Origin of the sequence: Rhodocytophaga rosea (genome assembly GCF_010119975.1) — a bacterium.
Classification (GTDB): domain Bacteria; phylum Bacteroidota; class Bacteroidia; order Cytophagales; family 172606-1; genus Rhodocytophaga; species Rhodocytophaga rosea.
Window position 1 is genome coordinate 4,453,090 of record NZ_CP048222.1, and the last position, 21,901, is coordinate 4,474,990.

At 39.9% G+C, this 21,901-nt stretch carries 15 protein-coding genes; 4 read left to right on the plus strand and 11 right to left on the minus strand.

The features are described 5' to 3' along the window. Positions 1 to 47: 47 nt before the first annotated feature. The 11 genes from GXP67_RS18465 to carB form a co-directional block, all read right to left on the minus strand. The gene (locus GXP67_RS18465; RefSeq protein ID WP_162444492.1) at positions 48 to 1,967 is read right to left on the minus strand and encodes a tail fiber domain-containing protein; all 1,920 of its coding nucleotides are present in this window, start codon (positions 1,965 to 1,967) and stop codon (positions 48 to 50) included. Between the two features lie 143 nt (positions 1,968 to 2,110). Further along, positions 2,111 to 2,887, minus strand: a complete 777-nt coding sequence (locus GXP67_RS18470) for a hypothetical protein (protein ID WP_162444493.1) — start codon at positions 2,885 to 2,887, stop codon at positions 2,111 to 2,113. A gap of 59 nt (positions 2,888 to 2,946) precedes the next feature. Further along, on the minus strand, positions 2,947 to 3,333 hold the full coding sequence (locus GXP67_RS18475) for a hypothetical protein (protein WP_162444494.1): 387 nt from the start codon (positions 3,331 to 3,333) through the stop codon (positions 2,947 to 2,949). Positions 3,334 to 3,412: 79 nt separating this feature from the next. Then, on the minus strand, positions 3,413 to 4,303 hold the full coding sequence (locus GXP67_RS18480; protein ID WP_162444495.1) for a DUF5777 family beta-barrel protein: 891 nt from the start codon (positions 4,301 to 4,303) through the stop codon (positions 3,413 to 3,415). Between the two features lie 2 nt (positions 4,304 to 4,305). Beyond that, the gene (locus GXP67_RS18485) at positions 4,306 to 4,875 is read right to left on the minus strand and encodes a YceI family protein (protein WP_232065264.1); all 570 of its coding nucleotides are present in this window, start codon (positions 4,873 to 4,875) and stop codon (positions 4,306 to 4,308) included. Positions 4,876 to 4,910: 35 nt separating this feature from the next. After that, positions 4,911 to 5,276 (minus strand): c-type cytochrome, encoded by a 366-nt coding sequence (locus tag GXP67_RS18490; protein WP_162444496.1) that lies wholly within the window; start codon positions 5,274 to 5,276, stop codon positions 4,911 to 4,913. Positions 5,277 to 6,390: 1,114 nt separating this feature from the next. Continuing rightward, the gene (locus GXP67_RS18495) at positions 6,391 to 10,557 is read right to left on the minus strand and encodes an ATP-binding protein (protein WP_162444497.1); all 4,167 of its coding nucleotides are present in this window, start codon (positions 10,555 to 10,557) and stop codon (positions 6,391 to 6,393) included. Positions 10,558 to 10,661: 104 nt separating this feature from the next. Then, positions 10,662 to 11,108 carry a GNAT family N-acetyltransferase gene (locus GXP67_RS18500; RefSeq protein WP_162444498.1) on the minus strand — a complete coding sequence of 149 codons (447 nt, stop codon included), beginning with the start codon at positions 11,106 to 11,108 and terminating at the stop codon, positions 10,662 to 10,664. A 185-nt stretch (positions 11,109 to 11,293) separates the two neighbouring features. Beyond that, a complete protein-coding gene (lgt, locus tag GXP67_RS18505; RefSeq protein ID WP_162444499.1) occupies positions 11,294 to 12,115 on the minus strand; it encodes a prolipoprotein diacylglyceryl transferase in 822 nt (273 codons plus the stop codon). A 150-nt stretch (positions 12,116 to 12,265) separates the two neighbouring features. Further along, entirely contained in the window at positions 12,266 to 12,523 is a 258-nt protein-coding gene (locus GXP67_RS18510) for a DUF4834 family protein (RefSeq protein WP_162444500.1), read from the minus strand. 136 nt (positions 12,524 to 12,659) lie between these two features. Next, complete coding sequence (carB, locus tag GXP67_RS18515; RefSeq protein ID WP_162444501.1) at positions 12,660 to 15,500, minus strand: carbamoyl-phosphate synthase large subunit; 2,841 nt, start codon at positions 15,498 to 15,500, stop codon at positions 12,660 to 12,662. Positions 15,501 to 15,812: 312 nt separating this feature from the next. Between carB and GXP67_RS18520 the strand changes: the two genes are divergently transcribed. The 4 genes from GXP67_RS18520 (at position 15,813) to GXP67_RS18535 (ending at position 21,776) form a co-directional block, all read left to right on the plus strand. Beyond that, a complete protein-coding gene (locus tag GXP67_RS18520; protein ID WP_162444502.1) occupies positions 15,813 to 17,228 on the plus strand; it encodes an O-antigen ligase family protein in 1,416 nt (471 codons plus the stop codon). Positions 17,229 to 17,624: 396 nt separating this feature from the next. Beyond that, the gene (locus GXP67_RS18525; protein WP_162444503.1) at positions 17,625 to 18,293 is read left to right on the plus strand and encodes a TolC family protein; all 669 of its coding nucleotides are present in this window, start codon (positions 17,625 to 17,627) and stop codon (positions 18,291 to 18,293) included. 2 nt (positions 18,294 to 18,295) lie between these two features. Further along, entirely contained in the window at positions 18,296 to 20,398 is a 2,103-nt protein-coding gene (locus GXP67_RS18530) for a GumC family protein (RefSeq protein ID WP_162444504.1), read from the plus strand. Positions 20,399 to 20,528: 130 nt separating this feature from the next. Continuing rightward, positions 20,529 to 21,776, plus strand: a complete 1,248-nt coding sequence (locus GXP67_RS18535) for a glycosyltransferase (protein WP_162444505.1) — start codon at positions 20,529 to 20,531, stop codon at positions 21,774 to 21,776. Positions 21,777 to 21,901: the final 125 nt, after the last annotated feature.

Below are 21,901 nucleotides of genomic sequence, written 5' to 3' on the forward strand. Positions count from 1 at the left end.
ACTGAGTTATCTTAAGACCGACCGCTTAAGAAGGCTTTCTCCTGGACTTACTTCACGATGACTATTTTCTTGCTATCTGTTTGGCTTCCATCAATTACCAATTGATAGACATAGATGCCTGCTGCCAGGTCATTTGTTGAAAAGCTTACTTGGCCATTGCCTTTTCCGGGAAGTTGAAAATTGTGGATTTGTTGTCCTGCCTTATCAACCACTATAATCTGTGCCGAATGTACTTCATCGGGAATAAAGTAAGGAATGGTAACAGGGCCATCAGAAGGATTAGGGATGCTTTGATATAAAATGGCTGCCATAGAAACTTCGCCGTTTGTATGGTTATCAACTTTCCCAACCGGAGAAGTGGGTTGATTCAATAATAGTTTTTTGATCAGGGCTAATTCCTTTTTGATTTCCTGATTTTCCTGCCGGAGTGCATTTACTTGTTCCTCTTTCTTGTCTAATTGCTGTTGTTGTTCTTTCACCGCATTTACCAACATATAAGTAAGGGCATTGGCATCATAGTCTAAATACTCTTCTTTTTTGCCCTGCTCATCCTGATAAGTGAAAGTATTTACCGTATACCCTGCTATTTTCTGCATCTCCTGGGCAATCACCCCGACATATTTTTTCTCTGTAGGCAAACCAGCTTTACCATTGTATTTGAACCATACCGGGTTAATTTGTTTGATGGTTTCCAGTCCTTCTTTGAAAGGTTTAATGTCTTGTTTGAGGCGTTTGTCGGAGGCAACAGACCAGGTAGAAGAGCCAGATTTAGCCGCTGATCCATTGACATGTAATTGAAAAGCAGGGGATGTAGTCCCAATGCCTACTTTTGCAGTAGCTGTCGCTCCATTTACTCCATTGATAGATCCCAGTACCAGGGCATTTGATGCAGTAACTTGTGACCGGAATCCAATGGCAGATGCATTACTCAGATTATCGGAAGCACCTTTGGCAAAACTTCCGATATAGGTATTTCCTTTTCCTGTTTTATGATTAGAACCTGCCTCTTTCCCTATGAATGTATTATTTGAGCCGCTTGTATTTCCTCGGCCTGCCTGATTGCCCAGGAAAACATTGTCATTGCCAGATGTATTTCCTTTGCCTGCTTCGTAGCCTATATAGGCATTCCCATTGCCAATACTACCATCAAAAGCGCCTTCACCGGCAAAATTTCCCAGGTATACATTTTTACTGCCAGACCTATTGTTGCGGCCTGCTTCAGATCCAAAAAAAGAATTTTCATTTCCTGTAGAGTTAACAGCACCGGTAAATCTGCCTACAAATGTGTTGATGTTACCAGTGGTATTGCTTACTCCTGCCTGAACGCCTATGAATACGTTGTCGCTACCCACTGTATTTCTTTCACCCGCTGATTCTCCCAGAAATACATTCAAACTGCCAGTAGTTGTATTAAAACCGCTAAAATTACCCAGAAAAGTGTTATCTGAACTAATATCAGCATTAAAACCGGATTGGAAGCCTAGAAAAACATTGTTCCTGCCAGATGTATTTTGCTCACCTGCCCCCGCACCAATAAATATATTCTGAAATCCAATATCGTTAACAAAACCTGCCTTGAAGCCTAAAAAAACATTGTTTTTACCATCTTTATTAGCTACACCTGATAAATGGCCAACAAAAACGTTCTGGCTTCCTGTCTGATTGTTCTGTCCGGCATTATTCCCCAGAAAAGTATTAGAACTACCACTTGTATTGGAAAAACCAGTTCCATCACCTATAAATACATTTCTATTGCCGATGGTATTTTTGAAGCCCGCTACATTGCCCAGAAAAGTATTGTTGAAACCACTGATATTAGAGCCACCAGCACTATTCCCTACGAATACATTTTGTGAACCTGTGTTTTTAGTGCCTGGCCCCAGGATTACATTGGTTTGAGCGAAAGAAATGGATACACTTAGCAAAAATAAGAGCAGTAAACTGTATCGGATAATAAATATTTTCATGGAAGTGTTAGTGTAAAAAGTAGCGTATCAATAGAATCAAATAGTATAGAGAATTATAGAAGGTGAGAAGAATGACTTGTAGAGTAGGGGTGGCCCATTGCGGGCACACCCTTACATCAATTAACCATCTAACACTTAATTATTTATTCAAGTACAGATAAGAACCAGTTGGCTATTGCACTGCCTTTGGTTTCGCCTCTTTGGGTATCGTTTGCGAAATAATAAATAGGTTTGCTGAGGAAAGTAGTCTGGGTTTTGCCATCCGCACGGGTGATAGAACCGAAGTTGGCTTTATTTACCAGAGAAGGCACTTTTACAGCTGACTGGCTAATGAGTGGCCAGGTATCTACACAACCATTGATACAATTGCTTACGTTTTCAGTGTCTTTGCCAAAGAAATACACCGTACGGCCTCCCATATTGATCAGGAAGTTTTTGCCATCTTTATTGCCGATCATCAACGTATAATCCGGGCTGGCTACTACCCAGGTTTTTCCTAAACCCTCGCCTTTGGTATCTCCGGCGGCAGCATCCTGTGCAAAATGGTACAGCGGCCATCCTTTATAGGTAGTTTGTTTTTTACCATCTGTACGGGTAATCACCCCAAAATCTGCAGCATTCAGATTGTCGGCAACTTTCAGATCTTTCTCATAGAAAATAGGCCAGGCATCGGCACAACCGCCTTCGCAGGCACTGTTTCCGGTAATGTCTTTGGCAAAGAAATACAAGGTTTTGCCATCTTTATCGGTCAGGAAATTACCTAATGCGGCATTACTGGAAGTTTTTACATGAATAACCTGAGCAGGTGTGGGTGTTACGTTATCTTCTTTATCGTCTTTGCAGGCGAAAAACAGAACAAGTCCTAAATAGATACATAACTGGGTGATTTTAAATGCGATTGTTTTGGATTGTGTTTTCATGATTTGTTAGAAATAATAAATTGGGTTGTTAGAAAAATGAATGTTAAAATGTGAAACGGTTAGAATGAGGCATACCTGGCGGCCAGTATCTCAGATGCTGCGAAATGAATCCTTAACCTGTACTGCTTTCTTTCATATCCCTGTCCGTTGAGTTGTTTGCCCTTCAGGCTGAGAATTATATGCTGGTTCAACGCCTCATTTTCGGTATAGACCTTTATATTTGATATCCGGCTGTTTTTATCAACCTTGAAACTAAGGGCTACTACTCCATCCTCTTCGTCCTGAATAATGGGTGAAGAAATAAGCTGTGCAATTTGCTGTGTGAGTGATGGATAAGTATTTTCCGGGCTGGTATTGGTGCTGATACTGACTGGCAGTTGAGCACTGGCGTTTTGAATGCCGAGAGAAAATAAGCCTAGAAATATCATAGCATACATTGTTTTCATGGGGTTACTGCGTTTTGGCAAGACTCTTCCAGCCCTCTCCTGAAGAGAAGTATTAAATGTTTCGGAAACTGAGATTGATTTACTTGTGTGACTTCACCAGGGTAAATTGCCTGGAAATATTAAATCCGTAGAAGATTTCTCCTTTCGACCAGCTGTCTACAGTACCTGGAATAAAGTATTGTTCTACCATTCCTTTGGAGTTAGTAACATGCAGCTGGAACACATGTCCGCCGGTTTCAATATCGAAGCCTAGGGAAAGAGAGTTTTTTACCCCTGCCGGCGCTGTTTCAGGTAACAAATAGAAGTAATCGGCATTTACAGATACCCGCTTACTAAGTTTGATCCGTCCTCCTGCACCTAAAGCGTATACATCACTTTGCTCGGCTTCGGTCTGAATATGGTTGCGGTGTACAACAGTAGGAGCAAGTTGCAGGGAAAGCCTGTCGCTGAATTTACGGCCTACAATGAGTTGATGCGTATAAGCCAAGCGGCTGGCAAAATCCCTGTCGCCCTGAGTATCATCGAACTTGAGCGAATTAATGCCCATATTAGAAAACCATACGACTGTAACTGGCATATTCTTTAACGCATCGTTGCGCTGGCGGAGCAGTTTTACTTTCACAAAACCGTCATAATGTTTATTAAATGAGCTTCTGCCTACTCCGATCATTATCCTATTGCTGAGGCCATATTCCAAACCGAGGCGAATGGTAGACTGGTCTAAGCCAAACAGGTTATAAGCGCCTGAGTTGATTTTGCCAAAGCGGTGAGAGATGCGGAAATCTAATACGCCCTTGCCTACTGTTTCTACCGAATGCTGGTTAATAACCCTGGTGCTTTTGAAAGTAGCCGTAGCAAAACGGGGCTCTACCGGGGTATCTTTCTCGAGTTCTGCCAGTAAGTCCTGAGCAAAAGATATATTTACAAACAGACTACAGGTGAATAGAATGGTTAATTTTAACTTTTTCATCTTTAAGAAGCTGGGTTTGGATATTTTACCTGAAGGGTTACTTCTATTACTTCAGCAATATTCTGGAATACCAGCGTTGGGATCTCTATCTTATGATCGGCCACTTTTACTTTAAATTTGCTGATTCCTGATATACCATCTTTCTCTACTTTTAAGGTTACCGGAATACTCCGCTCCTGGGTAATTCCATGGATGGTGAGTTTGCCTTTTACGGTCAGGGTTTGTTCGGTTGTAGCTTGCATATCTATTTTGCCTTCTACCTTTCCGGAAAATGTGGCTTGCGGAAACTTATCAGATTCCATATAGTTTTCGTTAAAATGCTCCTGCATCAGGGATTTTTCGAAACCAAAGGATTTAATTGGAATAGAGAAGGCAACTTCACCAGTGGCGGCATTCAATACAGAAGTCGCTTGTTCGGTAGTAGCTTCTATATTCTCTAAGGGTGCTTCTGAAAAGAATTTTACCTTTCCGTTTTTGCTTTTGTATAACCCCTGCGCCGAGAGCGATTCTGACATACTGAATGAAAGCATAAGCATACATAAAAAGGCAACAGAGAATTTGTAGTTTTTCATGGTTTTGAGATGTTTGAAATGGGATTAAGTGAAAATTAATTATTAGGAAGTCCTTTATTGATCCAGGCTTGCACCTGCTGTATTTTACAATCGGATAGTTTGGCACCACCTTGTGGCATCGCAGAAAAACCTTTGGTATGAGAAATAACTCCTATTAGTTTTCCGCTCTGGGCTACCTGCTTTATGCTGTTATAATTATCCAAGCGAACACCGCCTGAAGCACCTCCGCCACTGTGGCAACTACCGCAACTCTGGCTGAGCATGGGCTGAATAATGGTAGCGAAAGTAACCAACTCTGTATTGCAGGCAGGTGGATCAGTAACCGGCTGTATTTTGTCGGCTACTTGGTACTCGCAGGCAGATAAGAAAATCATGCCTGCGTATAATAGTACTTTTTTCATGTGTAGTAATAGATAGTATGTGGTTATTGAATTTTACTAGGTAATAATCTTTGATATTACTGGGTGACCGGTATTATCAGCAGTAAAATCTCTATTCAATAAGTACAATTGAACTGTTGCCCAAGGCTCTGGCTGTACTTATATAATTAAAAGGTGAGGTTTAGGAACTCAGGTGGTTAATTTCCTGAATTGATGTTGCAAAGCTATATTATTGAGCAGAGCAAGTGTTACAACATATGTAACAATGATTTTCAATATTGTAACAAATGACTTATCTTCTGAAAAGAAGGTAAATAAATATATAAAAAGTACAATTTAAGGTAGGAAGGTGACTATGATATTTCTCAACCAAAGGGAAATTATACTATATTTTTACAGAGAGAATAGTGATAATGTTTTTAGATTATTCCAATACTTAATGATATTATTGATTTAAAAGCCTGAGAATGGATATTTATTTAAATAATTGATTATCAGTTATATATATGATAATTTACGTGGCAACAGGAATAATTCGGATAACAGATATATACTAGCCACAACATAAAAACGGTACACCCAGGTAGAGTATTTTGTGGGCTTACATACACGTAACATAAGTTTACAGGTATGTAACATAGCAGCTTGTATAGCGGATCTTAGACAAAGAGAAAAAATAACCCACAAGCCAGATAGTAGCTTATGGGTTTAAAATAATGCAAGTTTTGAGAATGGTTATTTATAACAGGCTTGTAACATCAATTAAAATATAAGGAAAATGAATTGGCTAGAACCCTGGAGCAGTGTAACTGAAAATGAGAAAAAATTCCTTAAAGAATGATTACGAAATGAGATAACTCCAGGTCATAAATTAGCTGGTGTTGATCTTGAGATTATTGGAAGAAATGCAGCTTCAGATGATATCTTGTGTGGCTTAAAAAAGGGTGAACTGGTAGTGGTTCATTTAGTCTGGAATAGTGGTGTCAACTCTTTATATCCTCGCACACAGTTTTATAAAGACTGGCAAAACTTTGTTGACAACCGTATGAGGGAAGATAACTTCGGATATGCCGAGTAAACAAAAGAGTGAAACTTTCTTATGTGAGTTTATCTTATGTAAAACTTTGTACCACTGTTATATTTGATCAATTGAATTGCCGGAAGCATACTCGGTAGGCATAACGCCAAAATAATCATGGAAACATTTAGAGAAATAAGAGAGCGTATTAAAACCTACTTGATATGCTACTTCCGTTACGTTGCCGACTTTGGCTTCTAGTAACTGGGCAGCCCGTTTCAGGCGCATAATCCGGATAAAATCAGAAGCTGACTGGCCGGTAAGTGCTTTTAATTTACGGTGCAATTGCATGCGGCTCATCCCAATTTCCCGGCTGAATTCCTCTACACTGAATGTTACATCTGCCATATTCTGCTCTACCACCAGTATTGCCCGTTGCAGGAATTTTTCATCAGCTGAAACCATTACTACTTTAGCAGGCTGAATCCATGTATCTGTTGTAGGGGCAATCTCAGGATGGGCAGAATGCCTGGAGATTTCACTCATAAAAGAATCACGTAGTTTGCGGCGGCCGGAAATCAGGTTGTGGATGCGGATATCCAGTTCGCGGTTATCGAAAGGTTTGGTCAGGTAATCGTCGGCGCCGGTTTCCAGGCCGGCGATACGGGCTTCGCTTGTGGCCAGGGCCGTAAGAATAATCACTGGAATATGACTGGTACGTTCGTCAGTTTTGATAATATGGCATAATTCCAGCCCATCTAAGCCTGGCATCATCAAATCACTCACAATCAAATCTGGTATGGTTTCAAGCGCTTGTTCCAGTCCTTTTGTACCATTTTCGCTTTCAATAATACGATATTTGCCCGAAAGTTGTGCCCGGATATACTGCCGGAGGTCTGTATTATCTTCTACAATTAATACCAAGGGAAATTCTTCCATCTCTTCAGATATCGGATCGGTTACAGAATTCTCCCTCATTGCAGCCTGTTCTGCAATATCAGGTATAAACACTCCGGAAATGTCCAATGATACAGCTGAAGGAACCGCTAATACACCATCTGTAATCGGAAGGAGAGGCAATTGCACAGTAAAACAAGTACCCTTACCCAACTTGCTATCTACCCATATACTACCCTGGTGAAGTTCTACCAATTCTTTGGTTAAGGCAAGGCCGATGCCGGTGCCTTGTTCGTCGGCATAATATTGTTTACCCTGGTAAAAACGGTCGAATATCAATTGTAACTGTTCTGGACTGATACCCGGGCCACTATCCTGTAGAGAAAATTGTATCTTCTGCCAGGTTGGCTGGCCTGAACTCTCCTGTATGGTTTCTAGCGTAAGTATAATTTTTCCACCTTCAGGGGTGAATTTAAATGCATTAGATAGAAGGTTATACAGAATTTTTTCGACTTTATCGGCATCAAAGCGGCACAGAATAGGTTTTTCGGGTTTAATTAATTGGAAATCTATATTCCGGACAATTGCCAGCGAAGAAAAAGAAGCAACTATAATCTGTAATAGTTGAGTTAAATCTCCGTTTTGCAGATTCAATGTCATCTTACCGGATTCAATTTTGGAAAGATCCAGCAGCTGATTAATAAGTTCCAGCAGGCGTTTGGAATTGCGGTACATTACATTTAGTTCCGGCTGGGTAACATTAATCTGGGTTTGTTTGGGCTGTTTGCGAATGTCAGCCAGTTTATCGACCAGGCTATTTAAGATGAGGGTAAGTGGTGTGCGGAATTCATGCGAAATGTTGGCAAAAAACCTGGATTTTGCCTGGTCTAGTTTTGTGAGTTTATCTGTTTGAGCTGCAAGTTCTTCCGCTTGTACGGCCAGTTGTTGATTTTTAGTGGCAACTTCTGTTGTTCGCTCTGTCACAATCCGTTCGAGTTCCACTTTTTCTGCCTGGAGTGCGGCCGAACGCCAGCGTATTAACATTAAAATAAAGCCTCCGGCCAGCAGGCCATATAGTATAAACATTGCCCAGGTCCGGTACCAGGGAGGTAAAATTCTGAAAGTATACGTTGCTTCTTTTCCTACCTGCCCAAAAGAATTCAAAGAACGTACCCGGAAGGTATAATTGCCCTCCTGAATCCAGGTATACTCTTTAAAAGACTCATTAGTCCATTCTGACCATTGTTCATCAAAACCTTCGAGTATATATTGAAACTTATTTTCTTCTCCTTTATAATAGGGTGCTGCAAACTGAAAACGGAGCGAATTATATTTGAAAGGCAAACTGATGTTCTGAGCCATATTTACCGGATATACTACTGAATCAGCTGAAATCTGAATGCGTTCCAGTAAAGTAGCGAAAGGCCGGGCATCCTGTAAATCCGTTTTCCAGGCAAAGCGGACCAGTTTTTCGCTGCCTCCAAACCACATGATGCCATTTTTCTCTAGATGGGTGAGACGTTCCAGGTAATCACTGAGTTGATTAAAGTAATTAGGCCGGGTATGGTAGGTTCCGTCTGGTTGTAAGGTAGCCAGTGTCCAGTACCGGTTGTTTTCATTCTTGTTTCTGGTCCATAGCCATACAGAATCTGACCGGCTGAACACCATTCCCGGATATATTACTTTATCTGGTAAACCGAATTGTTTATTAAAATTGGTGACAAGCTTAAAAGTATTATTAGCAGTGAGTTCAAATAAGTTGCCGGATTCGTCGCCAATCTGTAAAAGAACCCGGCCATCTATAAAATAAATATGATTATTTCCGGAAGGCAAGCCTTGTGCAATCCCATACTTCTTAATAAGCATGTGTTGTAAGAACTGGGTAGCGGATGTATCCTGAAATTGAACATGAATGGTTCCTTGCCATCGGGTAGGCAGCCATAGATCACCTGTAGGAGTTTCAATAACCGCATGCATACTTTCACGGATACCAGGAATGATACCGTCCTCTTTCCATCCGGATGCTACCTTTCGCAGCACAAACAAACCATCTGAGGCTATAAAAAATACATCTGGATTAAACCGGCTGGGTTGAATGTCTACACATGGCGTTTTGCTGACCTGGGAAACCATATTGTTTTTTAGTTCATAAATACCTTCATTGCCGCCAATCAGCAGTGATTCTCCGGTAGAGTGAAGGGTATAAATAATATTTATGTCAGGCGTTACTTTCCGGAAAGCCCCTGTTTTGTCACGTACATATAAGCCTGTATGTGTACCGATGTAGAGTTTACCCTGGTGCCATTGCATAGCTTGAATACTTCCCTCTAAACCGCTACGCTCATCAAAGTAAGAAAATGGTGAATTCAACTCTACATGACTTATTCCTTTATCCATAGCCACCCATAAATCCCCATACTGATCTGTGGCCAGGCCATACGTTGCATTGCTGGTGAGTCCGCTTGTTTTATTTAGCACCTGACGGATTTCTCCTTGCTGGCTTATAATAATCACCCCGCCGGTTAATGTGGCAATGGCAATATCATTTGTAGGTAATACGATTCCATGATAGAGCCGATGCTGCTGACCAAATAAGCTGGCTTCTGGAAAAACTGGTGTAATCTGGCTACCATTAAAACGAAATAATCCTTGCAAACGCGTTCCAGCCAGAAAAGACCCATCCCGTAAGGGTAATAACAATTGAAGGGGTGTATTGGTAAAAAAAGTATCCTGGGAAATAAGAGAGAGTTCGTTATTTTTCACAGCAAACAATCCTTTTTGTAGCTGCTGGATATACAAGGTTTTATTTTCGTAAAATGCCCTGGTAAACGAAGTAGCCGTTTCCCAGGATTGGAACTGATCCTTATGCCACCGGAACAGGTATTTCCGGGTTTGAAAATATACCCCTTGTGGGGTAGCATATACTTTCTGAATATCACCGAATGTCCGCTGGCTGGCCGGTAAATAGGACAAGAGGGATATAAACTGCTGCCGTCCAATCTGATTCGTAGCCAGATAACCCAGGTCATCAGAAGCCCCTACATAAATCCGCCCGTTTGCATCTTTGGCAAGTGCCCGTACAATACTCTTAGCCGGAGTTTCTATAAACTGCCAGAAAGTACCATTATAGCGCAGAATTCCACCAGAATTACCTATTACCATTGCTCCCTGAGCATCTTCTGCAATTGCCCAGGTATCCGGAAATGTAGTGAGGTGCTTATACTGCCTGGGGTGAAAATTAGTAATGAACGGCAATCCTTTTTCACTCACTAGTGAATCAGTGCTATCTGCTTGTGGAGTGGCTTTAGCTGGCAGAATTATACAGCCTAAGAAAAGCATCCATAACATATAAAACAAAATGAATGAGGAAATCTTTGCCTGTTTCATAAGCTGGCAAATTTAGATGCAGAAGGCTAAAAAAAGCTGGTAAAGTTCAGAAATTGAAAAGGTAGAGGTCTTTCTATCAAATATAGAGAAAATATCTAACCAGTTTATCTAATTTTTCTCATCGCATACAAAGTATAGCCGAATTGAAGCTGGTTATATACTTCAAATCCAAACTTTTGATAGAAGCGCACGTTGTCTGAGGAGGAAGTTTCCAGGTAGATAGGCTTATTTACATGACTGGCATCTTCAATAATCTGGGATAATAAAGTACTACCTGTTCCTGTTGCTTGATAGGCAGGATCTACCCCGATAAACCACAGGTATAGAAAAGGCTGGTTTGCCGGATATCCTTTTTTAATCTGGGCTTCTCTATCTAACACAGCTTTGAGCCTGGAAAGCCCTGTTATTTGCCATATAAACTGAATATCCCATAGAAGCGTTTGTATAGTAGTTTTCTTTTGGTCTGGAAAGAGTGTTAAAGCGCAGGATTTGTTATCGCTGGAGAGATAAATATTGCCATATACGTGGCACACATCCACAGAATATTCCATGAGCTTTTTGATTCTTTGGAGTCTTCTGCTGTCTTGATTTATAATGTAGTTTACACTTTTATTCGTATCAAAGGCTTTACAGAGGAGATCAACAACAATTGTTTTATGCTGGTAAATATCCTTCATCAGCCAGAATAATTAGCCATGGAAAAAGCAGCTATAAGCTGACTATTGATTTTCAGGAATCAGATTTTGGCATTGGAGATAACATTACCTGTTTTCCTGGCATTTCTTGAAGAAATAACCAGTACGAGGATACCTCCTATCACGGCTGGAATACTCAATAATTGTCCCATATTCAATAGCATTTCATTCTCAAACTCCACCTGTGGTTCTTTCAAAAATTCCACAAGGAAACGGAAAGTGAATAGGGCAATGAGGAAAATACCAAGCAGTAATCCCTCCTGCGTACGGGCACGGTATTTATTCCAGATGGCAAACAAGGTTATAAAAAGTACCAGGCAGAAAAGTGCTTCGTAGATCTGGGTAGGGTGCCGGGGAATGGTCTGGCCATCGCGGACAAAAATAAAACCCCATGGTAAATATGTCTGATGTCCGTAGATTTCGGAGTTCATCAGGTTACCCAGACGAATGAGCATACCGGCCAAGGCTACAGTTATTACAATCCGGTCGACCACCCAGAAATAACTCTGGTCTTTCTTTTTACGGGCATAGAGGTATAAGGCAAACAAAATTCCAATGGTAGCCCCGTGGCTGGCCAATCCGCCTTCCCATATCTTCAATATATCGATTGGATTTCTAAGATAATCCATAGGTTCGTAAAACAGCACATGTCCCAGCCTGGCACCCACTACGGTTGCAATTACCATATATACCGTGAGGGTTTCTACATCACTTTCAGGTTTTCCTTCCTTCCTGAAAATATAAAACAGAATCTGCTGACCGATCAAAAATCCCAGGGCGAAAAGCAGTCCATACCACCGGACAGTAATGTATTTGGTACTAAAAATTTCAGGCGCTACATCCCAGGTAATAAATTCAAGCATGAGAAGGAAATTTATGCATTTGGGTTAGTTAGGATTAATTTTCTGAAACCTGGATTTCACCGATTACAGGATTGTGTGAAGATTTTGTGGATATAAGGTATACATGGTTCAGGAAACAAATTCAACTTTATTGCTCCATTACTCATATTTCTACTTCACTTCTTCATAATCAACGTATTCACCACCAGTAAAATTGGTTTTACGTTTTTTTGCTTCTTGTTCCGGAACATAATTTATTTCAATACCATCCGCATTCCGGTAGGTCTGTTTAGATTGGGTTTGCTTGTGAACCGGGTTGTTTTTTTGCGCTCTCATTCCCAGCATCCAGAACATAGATCTAAAGATAAAACCGCCTATTTTGACGAGTACAAAAATAACAAGCAGGGTGATTAAAAATACTTTTAGCATGGATCAATAATTTATATACTAACGCAATTACTATACATATATAATAGAAAAGTAGAATTTTTTGTTCAGATCTATCAAATAGTTTTATCCAAACGTTGATTTTCAGCCCTATTTCACCACCCTGCTTGCACTTTGTTTACCGGCTCAGGTATAGATTTCTTTCCGCATACACATTTACGAAGAAATCATCCTGCAAGTCGTCAATAAAGTAAATCGCTTCGCCAGTAGACTTCATTTCTGGCCCTAATTCCTTATTTACATTCGGGAATTTATTGAAGGAGAACACCGGAATTTTGATGGCATATCCCTTTTTTACGGGTTTAAAGTTAAAGTCTTTCACCTTTTTCTCGCCCAGCATTACCTTCGTTGCATAATTTACATAGGGTTCCTGATAGGCTTTGCAAATGAAAGGTACTGTACGGGAAGCCCTCGGATTTGCTTCTATAATGTATACTTTATCATCTTTGATGGCAAACTGAATGTTAATTAAGCCAACCGTATTCAGCGCCAAAGCAATTTTCCGGGTGTGGGCTTCAATCTGGCTAATTATTTCTTCGCTCAAATCGAAAGGAGGCAGTACCGCATACGAATCTCCGGAGTGAATTCCGGCTGGTTCAATGTGCTCCATAATGCCAATGATGTACACATCTTCTCCATCGCAAATGGCATCTGCTTCTGCTTCCACCGCATTTTCCAGGAAATGATCGAGCAGGATTTTATTATCTGGAATATCCCGTAGAATATCTACTACATGCGATTCCAGTTCCTGTTCGTTGATCACAATCTTCATGCTTTGTCCACCCAATACATAAGATGGCCGTACTAATAGTGGGAAACCTAATTGCCGGGATAGTTCTACCGCTTGTTCAGCACTTTCGATCACACCAAATTTTGGATATGGAATTCCATTATTTTTTAGCAGAGTAGAGAAACTTCCCCGGTCTTCAGCCAGGTCAAGAGATTCGAAGGTAGTACCCAGGATTTTAATTCCATAGCGGTGTAGTTTCTCAGCTAATTTCAGTGCAGTTTGACCACCTAGCTGTACAATGACGCCTTCCGGTTTTTCTTGCTGGATAATATCATAAATATGTTCCCAGAATACTGGTTCGAAGTAGAGTTTGTCTGCAATATCAAAATCGGTAGAAACTGTTTCGGGATTACAGTTGATCATAATCGTTTCGTAGCCACATTCTTTGGCTGCCAGAATCCCATGCACACAAGAGTAATCGAACTCAATTCCTTGTCCGATGCGGTTGGGTCCGGAACCTAGTACTATTACCTTTTTGCGGTCAGATACAACAGATTCATTTTCCAGGTGTAGGGGAGAAGCATGGCTTACATCTACAAAAGTTGAATAGTAATAAGGAGTTTTGGCTTCAAATTCAGCTGCACAGGTGTCCACACATTTGTATACCCGCTTAATGCCCAGATCATTCCGCTTTTTGTACACTTCGCTTTCGTAACATTCCAGCAAGTGAGCAATCTGGCGGTCGGCATAACCTTTTCGTTTGGCTTCAAAAAGAATAGCAGCTGGAATGGTTTCCAGGTCGTAGCGGCTGATTTCTTTTTCAAGAAGTATCAGTTCTTCAATCTGATGCAAAAACCATTTATCAATCTTTGTCAGGTTTTGGATCGTTTTGAACGGAATACCTAATTTGAATGCATCATAAATATGGAATAATCGGTTCCAGCTAGGGTGCGCCAGACTTTGCAGGAGTTGTTCCTGATTGGTTACTTCCCGGCCATCGGCTCCTAAGCCATTGCGTTTGATCTCTAAGGACTGACAGGCTTTTTGCAGAGCTTCCTGGAAATTCCGCCCAATACCCATTACTTCTCCTACCGATTTCATTTGAAGTCCTAAATGGCGGTCGGCACCTTTGAATTTATCAAAATTCCAGCGGGGGATTTTTACAATCACATAATCAAGCGCTGGTTCGAAATAGGCGGAAGTTGTTTTGGTGATGGCATTAGTCAATTCATCGAGATTATATCCAATTGCCAGTTTAGCTGCAATTTTTGCAATCGGATATCCGGTAGCTTTAGAAGCCAGTGCTGAAGAACGGGATACCCTAGGATTAATTTCTATACCAACGATTTTATCATCTACAGGATTTACGGCAAACTGCACATTACAACCTCCGGCGAACTGGCCAATACCATTCATCATCTTAATAGCCAGGTCCCGCATTTCCTGATATACCGTATCTGGCAAGGTCATAGCTGGCGCTACCGTAATGGAATCGCCGGTATGTATGCCCATGGGATCGAAGTTCTCAATAGAGCAGATGATGATTACATTGCCGTTATTATCCCGGAGGAGTTCCAGTTCATATTCTTTCCAGCCCATAATACTCTGTTCTACCAGAACTTCGTGAATAGGAGAAGCATGTAAGCCAGCATTTAATGCCCTGTCAAAATCTGCCGGATCATTTACAAAGCTGCCACCAGTTCCACCCAAGGTATAGGAAGGACGGATTACAAGCGGAAAACCAATTTCCTGGGCAATTTCTTTGCCTTCGAGAAAAGACTGGGCAGTTTCGCCTTTACACACATTCACATTCAACTCTATCATTTTGAGCCGGAATTTTTCCCGGTCTTCTGTCGTTTCAATGGCTTTTATATCTACACCAATGATTTTGACTCCATACTTTTTCCACAAACCTGCTTTTTCGCATTCAATAGCCAGGTTTAAAGCCGTTTGGCCACCCATCGTAGGAAGTACTGCATCTATTTTATGCTTCTCCAATATTTCCCGGATGTACTTTTTTTCCAGCGGACGCAAATAAATATTATCTGCTGTTACGCTGTCCGTCATAATGGTAGCCGGATTAGAATTAATCAGCGTTACTTCAATACCTTCTTCCCGAAGTGACCTAGCTGCCTGAGAACCTGCATAGTCGAATTCGCAAGCTTGTCCAATAATAATAGGACCGGAGCCAATAATTAAAACAGATTTAATACTTTGATTTCTGGGCATCTGAGGGGGTTAGTTAAAATCGTGCAAAGTTAGCAGATTTTGAAAAAGTATTGCTATAAAATCTGTCGTAATTACAAGTGTTTTATTGTATCAACGCTTATATTTATTACAACCTCCCTACAGCCGTTACAAGCCGTACTTATGATGTTTTCCTCCAGAAATTGATAAATTTGTTTAGTTGATTTCCCCTAAAATTAGTTTTCATTTAAAGTGAAATGCAGAAAACAGCTGTTAAGAATTGAAAAGATTTTATTTTCTATTCTCTAATGGTTACAGGAATGGGGCAAATTGAGAACAAAAACAATTAACACTTTGTCAGCTACTACTGCGCAAATCGTCCGTTACTCATCTCTGGGATTTATCCTGCTGGCGCTAGCACTGATCATTGCTTTTGGTCAGATTCCAGCTGTCATAAGTCTGGCGATTTTACCTTTTATAGGGCTTTATTTTTATCTACTGTTCAGATATCCCATTATTGGCGTTTATACCTGTTTGTTATTTAGTTTCATAGCTAATGGCTTAAGTCGCTATATTCCGGGACCTTTGGGCTTAACGATAGACTTATTTTTAGTACTCACGTTGATTGCTACCTTTTTCAAAAGATTTGACAACAAAAACTGGCAAGAGTTTCAAAACCCGCTTGTATGGGTTGCTCTTTTTTGGGTACTCTATTGCGTATTTGAAATATTCAATCCTGAGGTAGTGAGTTATGAAGCCTGGGCATATGCTGTTCGTAGTCCGGCTTTTTATATGCTTTTTACTTTGTTGTTGGGGCTTATCTATTTTAAGGATATAAAAGAAGCGGAAAGACTGGTTCACCTTTGGTTTGCTTTTTCTGTGCTGGCCGCGCTGTATTCTTTCAAACAGTTTTATTTCGGATTAGATGCAGCAGAGAAAGAATGGCTGTTGCATAACGCATCCACACACTTGTTGTTTGGCAATCTTCGGGTATTTTCATTTTACTCTGATGCTGCGCAATTTGGTGCAGCTATGGCACATACCGCTTTAGCTGCAGTTATCCTTGCTTTAGGTAAACAATCTTTTAGAAGACGGTTTTTCTATATTCTTACGGCGGCTGTCTGTTTGTATGCCATGTCGCTTTCTGGAACCAGAGGTGCGTTATTTATATTGTTGACAGGAGGTATGGTATATTTAATTTTATGTAAGAATTACAAAGTACTGATTCCGGGGATGCTTATTCTGGGTTGTGCTTTCTTCCTGTTAAAATTTACCTATGTAGGTCATAGCAACTACCAGATTCAGCGCATGCGGAGTGCTTTTAACCTCAGTGATCCTTCTTTTCAGGTACGTATCAACAACCAGATAAAATTGCAGGAGTATTTAGAAAGCAGGCCTTTTGGCGGGGGAATTGGTTCAGCAGGGTACTGGGGGTTACGCTTCAGTCCGGATACATTTTTAGCGAAAACGCCGGTAGATAGCTGGTATGTAAAATTATGGGCAGAAACCGGAGTTATTGGGATAACACTTTATCTGCTTATCACCTTATTTATTCTGATTTTTCTGGCAGTCAGGCTCTGGACCTTTCAACATTCGCCACAACGGCAACTGCTGCTGGCACTTTTTGCCGGATTAGCTGGTATTACAGTAGCTAATTATGGAAACCAGGTGCTAGGACAAATGCCTACCAGCCTGCTTTTTTATTTAAGTATTGCCATTATTTATACCCTTACTTCTGCTTCATCCGGCAAAAGGCATCTTTTACAATAGAATTCTTTACCGTTTTTCATTACATTTTTCCTGCATTGGAGCGAATTGCCGCAGGTTTCCTCTAAAATGTACAGAGGTTCAATAAGTTTTTTATAAATTGATTCTGAAATAATTTTGAAATCAGCAAGTTAACTTAATTTTAAGCTCAAAATTTATTTTTCAAACTCCTTTCGTAACAGGCAAAATCTGTGATCCAGGTTACTATCATCTCATAGAAAAGTATTAATAAAAGTACATTGTAATGTAATGTTCTATTTTAACATAAGTTTTACTTTGGATGTGTAAACAGGTGATAAAATCATAAACATGAAAAACTCTACTCTTCTATTGGTTAAAATTTTATCGATTACAATCTTAGTTGGGATTACCTACAGTGCTTTTGCACAAAAACCTGTAGTGAAATCTCAAAAAGCTCCTGTCATTATTGAGCAGACACAAGAGAGTTTCGACCTAAAGATTCCCCCGCTTGATACACTGATTGCGTATGCATTAAGAACTTCTCCAACCTTAAAAATGCAGGAATCGCTCATGCGCAAAAATTCCTATCTGATCAAAAGTGAGAAAAGCAGATGGGCCGATGCAATTGCTACGGATATAACAGCAGGATTTGGAAATCAATCTTTACTCGTGCAACAGCCGACCGGGGATATTACTAATTTTAATAATTTTAATAACGGATATAGAGTAGGGGCGACACTTAGAATCTCTATGTATGACTTGTTTGGACGAAAAAATGAGGTTGGTATGGCAGTAAGCGAATATGAAGAGTCCAGGCACAAGAAAGATATGCTGGCCAAAGAAATCGTTTCAGAAGTTACTTCCCTGTATTACATACTAATTGCTTCTAAGAATATCATGCAAATTAAAAGTGAAGCAAAGCATGCTACAGCCCTCAACCGTAATATGGCGGAGAAAGAATTCAATGAAGCAAACATTCATGTAGCTGAACTATCCAGGATAATCGAAATCTCTTCTAAAGCTGCAACTGAATATGAAATTGCCAAGCAGGAGTTGTATAAGAATATCAGGATTATGGAAAATATAGTAGGTGTTAAACTCTTCTAAAAATGACCTTCGCTCGCTTAAAAAGATTATTAAATGATCACAAGCGCTTGCTTGTCTTCTTTCCTATAGTACTTGCCTTACTTGTATTTTTGTTTACAACGCACATGCGCAGGCAGTACACATCCAAAACTCTGATTTACACCGGGCTGGTTTCGGGTTATACCTTAGAAACAGGTGAAGGTGCTAAAGTAGATTATCTGGCTATTAACAATTCTTTCGATAATTTGATTAATACAGTTAAATCGCGCATAACCATTGAGGAGGTAGGAGTACGCTTGCTGGCCCAACACCTGATGATGAAGAAAGCTAATCTGAAAGTAGCTTCCCAGGAAACGCTTGATGAGTTAGATGCGCAGATTCCGGCTGATTTAAGAAAACGGCTTGTAGATGAAAAATCATTTCCCAAGACAGTACAGAATATTTATATCGCTTTTAATAAAGGCGAGAAGGCAATTATAGAGATACTTAATTCAAAAGAAGGATATTATAGTGAACTTAGTATTTCCAGTCGCTTAAAGGTTGAACGTGTAGGCACCAGTGATATGGTAGAAATCTCCTATACGGCGTATGATCCGGCTGTCGCTCAATATACATTAAAAATTCTTACCTCTATATTTCTGGGCAGGTACAGAAAAATCAAAGCGGAAGAAACTGGATCTGTAGTAGCTTATTTTGAAGAACAGCTCAGAAAAGCCCTGGAACGTTTGCGTGGAGGTGAGGACCGCTTAAAAGATTTTACAACCAAAAACCAGATCATCAATTACTACGAACAAACCAAGTATGTAGCCGCTCAGCAACGAGATATAGAACTTGAGATTCAAGATGAACAATCTAATCTGGCTGCTGCAACTGCTGCTTTAAAGAAACTTGATGAAAAGCTTTCTATCCGGAAAGATATTACACTCAAAAGCTCTCAAATTAATCAGGATAGAGATAGTATCTCAGAACTGAGTTCGAAATTAGCCATTCTGGAAATTAATCCAAAGGCAGATCCTGACCAGGTTGAAGATCTGAAAAGGCATATTGGCCTGTTGGAAGATAAGTTGAAACAGGATATTTCTTCACTATATGATTCTCACAACTCTACAGAAGGTGTACCCTCTAAAGCATTGTTTGAAGAATGGGTAGATGCACTGGTAGCTGTAGATAAAGGTAAGGCAAGACTCAACGTAATGGATGATGTAAGACGTGATTACCAGCGATTTTATAATCAGTTTGCTCCTCTGGGTTCTGGGCTGAACAGACTTGAAAGAGAGGTTGGCGTTGCGGAACGGGAATATCTGGAAATTCTGCACAGTTTGAATATGAGTAAGCTTCGCGAAAGAAATCTTGAATTTTCTTCTAAGCTGCGAATTATGGATTCACCGATATTTCCTCTGAAAGCGAATCCTTCTAAAAGATTAATGCTTGTAATTGGTTCTTTTTTAGCAGGTTTGCTACTCTGTATAGGCTTTATAACGGCTAAAGAATATTTAGATACAACAGTAAGAGATCCCCAACGGGCTGAAAAGCTGACAGGTCTGGCTTTTGCAGGTGCTTTACCACTCACTGATAAGCATAATTCTAAGATTAATTATGCCAGAATTGAACGTAAGTTATTAAATCAGTGCTTGAGTAAATTGAAACTGAGATCTCACGATCATGCGCCTGGTACTCCTTTTGTAATCATACTCTTCAGTATCAGAAATGAGGAAGGCAAAACCTATTTTGGTAACAGGCTTGCTGACCGATTGAACCGTACAGGGAGTCCTACTTTATTATGCGAACCTTTTAACAGACGTAAACAAATAGACGAGTCTGCATTCCAATATAAACTGCCTGCTAACTTCAGTTCAGTTACAAGTATACAGGAACTGACAAACCGCACCCTGGATTCTTATAATTATGTTATTTTAGAGATACCTTCTACTATTGATAATCCACTCCCTGTTGAATTAATTCAGAAAGCTGATTTATCGTTGATGTTAGTTACAGCTGAAAGAGTATGGGAAGAAGCTGATAATTTCTCATTAGCAGGTTACAAAGAAGTGGCCAGTAAGCCTGTATTATTATTATTAAATAAGGTAAAACTGAACTATCTGAACGGCATTATTGGCAAAATATAGGCATAAACAATATGTAATTTAAAAGCCCATATTGCATCGGGCGTTCATCAAAAATTTTGTTAATTGCCTTACCAATCCATAAGTAGAATTAGCATTCGCCGGGTTGGAAGTAATTCTGAATTTCTGAGAAATGACCACGTCCATACTGGAAGATAAAGATATTGTTTGCCTGGCTTTCCCCTCTTGGGATGGTAATTATGAAAAAAGTACTGTGAAGATAATGTCACAGCTGGCTAAGCGGAACCGGGTATTATATATAGATTATCCATATACTTATAAAGACATCTTTACCACTTGGTTTGGTAAGCAAAATGCACCTGTTGGCCGAATGCTGGGTACACAGAAAAGGCTTAGAAAAATAAGTTTACCAGAGAGCGCATTTATTCACGTACTTACCACTCCACCTGTTTTATCAGTGAATAGTGTTAAGAACGCAGCTAAACACAGAAGGCTTTTGCAAACAAACGGCAATATTGTGCGCAAATCTATCTTAAAAGCGATGAAGAGCCTGGGAATGAAAGACCCTTTAGTTGTTTGTGCCTTTAATCCCTTCTTAGGACTGCCACTTCTGAATCAGTTAAATGAATTAGCTACCATTTATTATTGCTATGATGAGATCAGTGCCTGCAACTGGACTAAAAACTATGGAAAGCAATTGGAAGAAGAGTATATAAAGAAAGCGGATACTATAATTGTTTCGTCTGATGGTTTATTAAAAAGCAAGAGTTCTCTCAGCAATAAATGTTATCTGGTAAAGAATGGGGTAGACTTTGCTATATTTAACCGTACGGCAGAGTTGAGACAGAGAAATAAGAATGTTGATATAACCGTTGGTTATTTAGGAAGCCTGGATGAGCGGGTTGATTATGAGTTACTCATGTATCTGGCAGAAAAATTACCTGATATTAAATTTGAGTTTGTAGGCAGGATTATTTCTAAAGATAAAGCTGCTCAGTTAGATAAATTTCCTAATACCAAATTCTGGGATGCTAAAAAGCCAGAAGAATTACCTTCTTATCTGAAAAAGTTTGATGCAGGCATTATTCCTTTTCTAAAGAATGAACAAACTGCAGGTATTTATCCTATGAAGATTAATGAATACCTGGCTGGCGGTATTCCCGTAATTTCTACTGATTTTTCGCCTTTACCCGAGTTCGATTCAGTTATTGCTACTGCCTCTACTCATGAAGCTTTTTTACAGGCTATGATGGAAAGTTTGTGCAATGATACACCTCAGAAAAGAAAGGAACGTATTTCGATAGCTGCTGGTAACTCTTGGGAAAATAAAGCTACTCAATTTAGTCAGGCCATTGCTGATACTTTAATGCGGAAAAATGCTGTAAAGCCAGTAGTTGCTGCTGTAAGTGTATCAGTTTAAATATTGTTCAAATAAGCTTATTATTCATCTTCATTCGCATATAAATAAGTGAACTTATGTGAATTCATTCCTTAAAAAGCCCCAGGTTTTATCACTTACAGCGAATATACTTGCTTCCTCAGCAG

Bases quoted from the DNA above. Each gene is read 5' to 3' on its own strand.
- GXP67_RS18500 (WP_162444498.1), bottom strand. From the start codon at position 11,108: ATGGAATATTCTGTGGATGTGTGCCACGTATATGGCAATATTTATCTC.
- GXP67_RS18495 (WP_162444497.1), bottom strand. From the start codon at position 10,557: ATGAAACAGGCAAAGATTTCCTCATTCATTTTGTTTTATATGTTATGG.
- GXP67_RS18510 (WP_162444500.1), bottom strand. From the start codon at position 12,523: ATGCTAAAAGTATTTTTAATCACCCTGCTTGTTATTTTTGTACTCGTC.
- GXP67_RS18530 (WP_162444504.1), top strand. From the start codon at position 18,296: ATGACCTTCGCTCGCTTAAAAAGATTATTAAATGATCACAAGCGCTTG.
- GXP67_RS18475 (WP_162444494.1), bottom strand. From the start codon at position 3,333: ATGAAAACAATGTATGCTATGATATTTCTAGGCTTATTTTCTCTCGGC.
- GXP67_RS18470 (WP_162444493.1), bottom strand. From the start codon at position 2,887: ATGAAAACACAATCCAAAACAATCGCATTTAAAATCACCCAGTTATGT.
- lgt (WP_162444499.1), bottom strand. From the start codon at position 12,115: ATGCTTGAATTTATTACCTGGGATGTAGCGCCTGAAATTTTTAGTACC.
- GXP67_RS18480 (WP_162444495.1), bottom strand. From the start codon at position 4,303: ATGAAAAAGTTAAAATTAACCATTCTATTCACCTGTAGTCTGTTTGTA.
- GXP67_RS18485 (WP_232065264.1), bottom strand. From the start codon at position 4,875: ATGAAAAACTACAAATTCTCTGTTGCCTTTTTATGTATGCTTATGCTT.
- GXP67_RS18465 (WP_162444492.1), bottom strand. From the start codon at position 1,967: ATGAAAATATTTATTATCCGATACAGTTTACTGCTCTTATTTTTGCTA.
- GXP67_RS18490 (WP_162444496.1), bottom strand. From the start codon at position 5,276: ATGAAAAAAGTACTATTATACGCAGGCATGATTTTCTTATCTGCCTGC.
- carB (WP_162444501.1), bottom strand. From the start codon at position 15,500: ATGCCCAGAAATCAAAGTATTAAATCTGTTTTAATTATTGGCTCCGGT.
- GXP67_RS18535 (WP_162444505.1), top strand. From the start codon at position 20,529: ATGACCACGTCCATACTGGAAGATAAAGATATTGTTTGCCTGGCTTTC.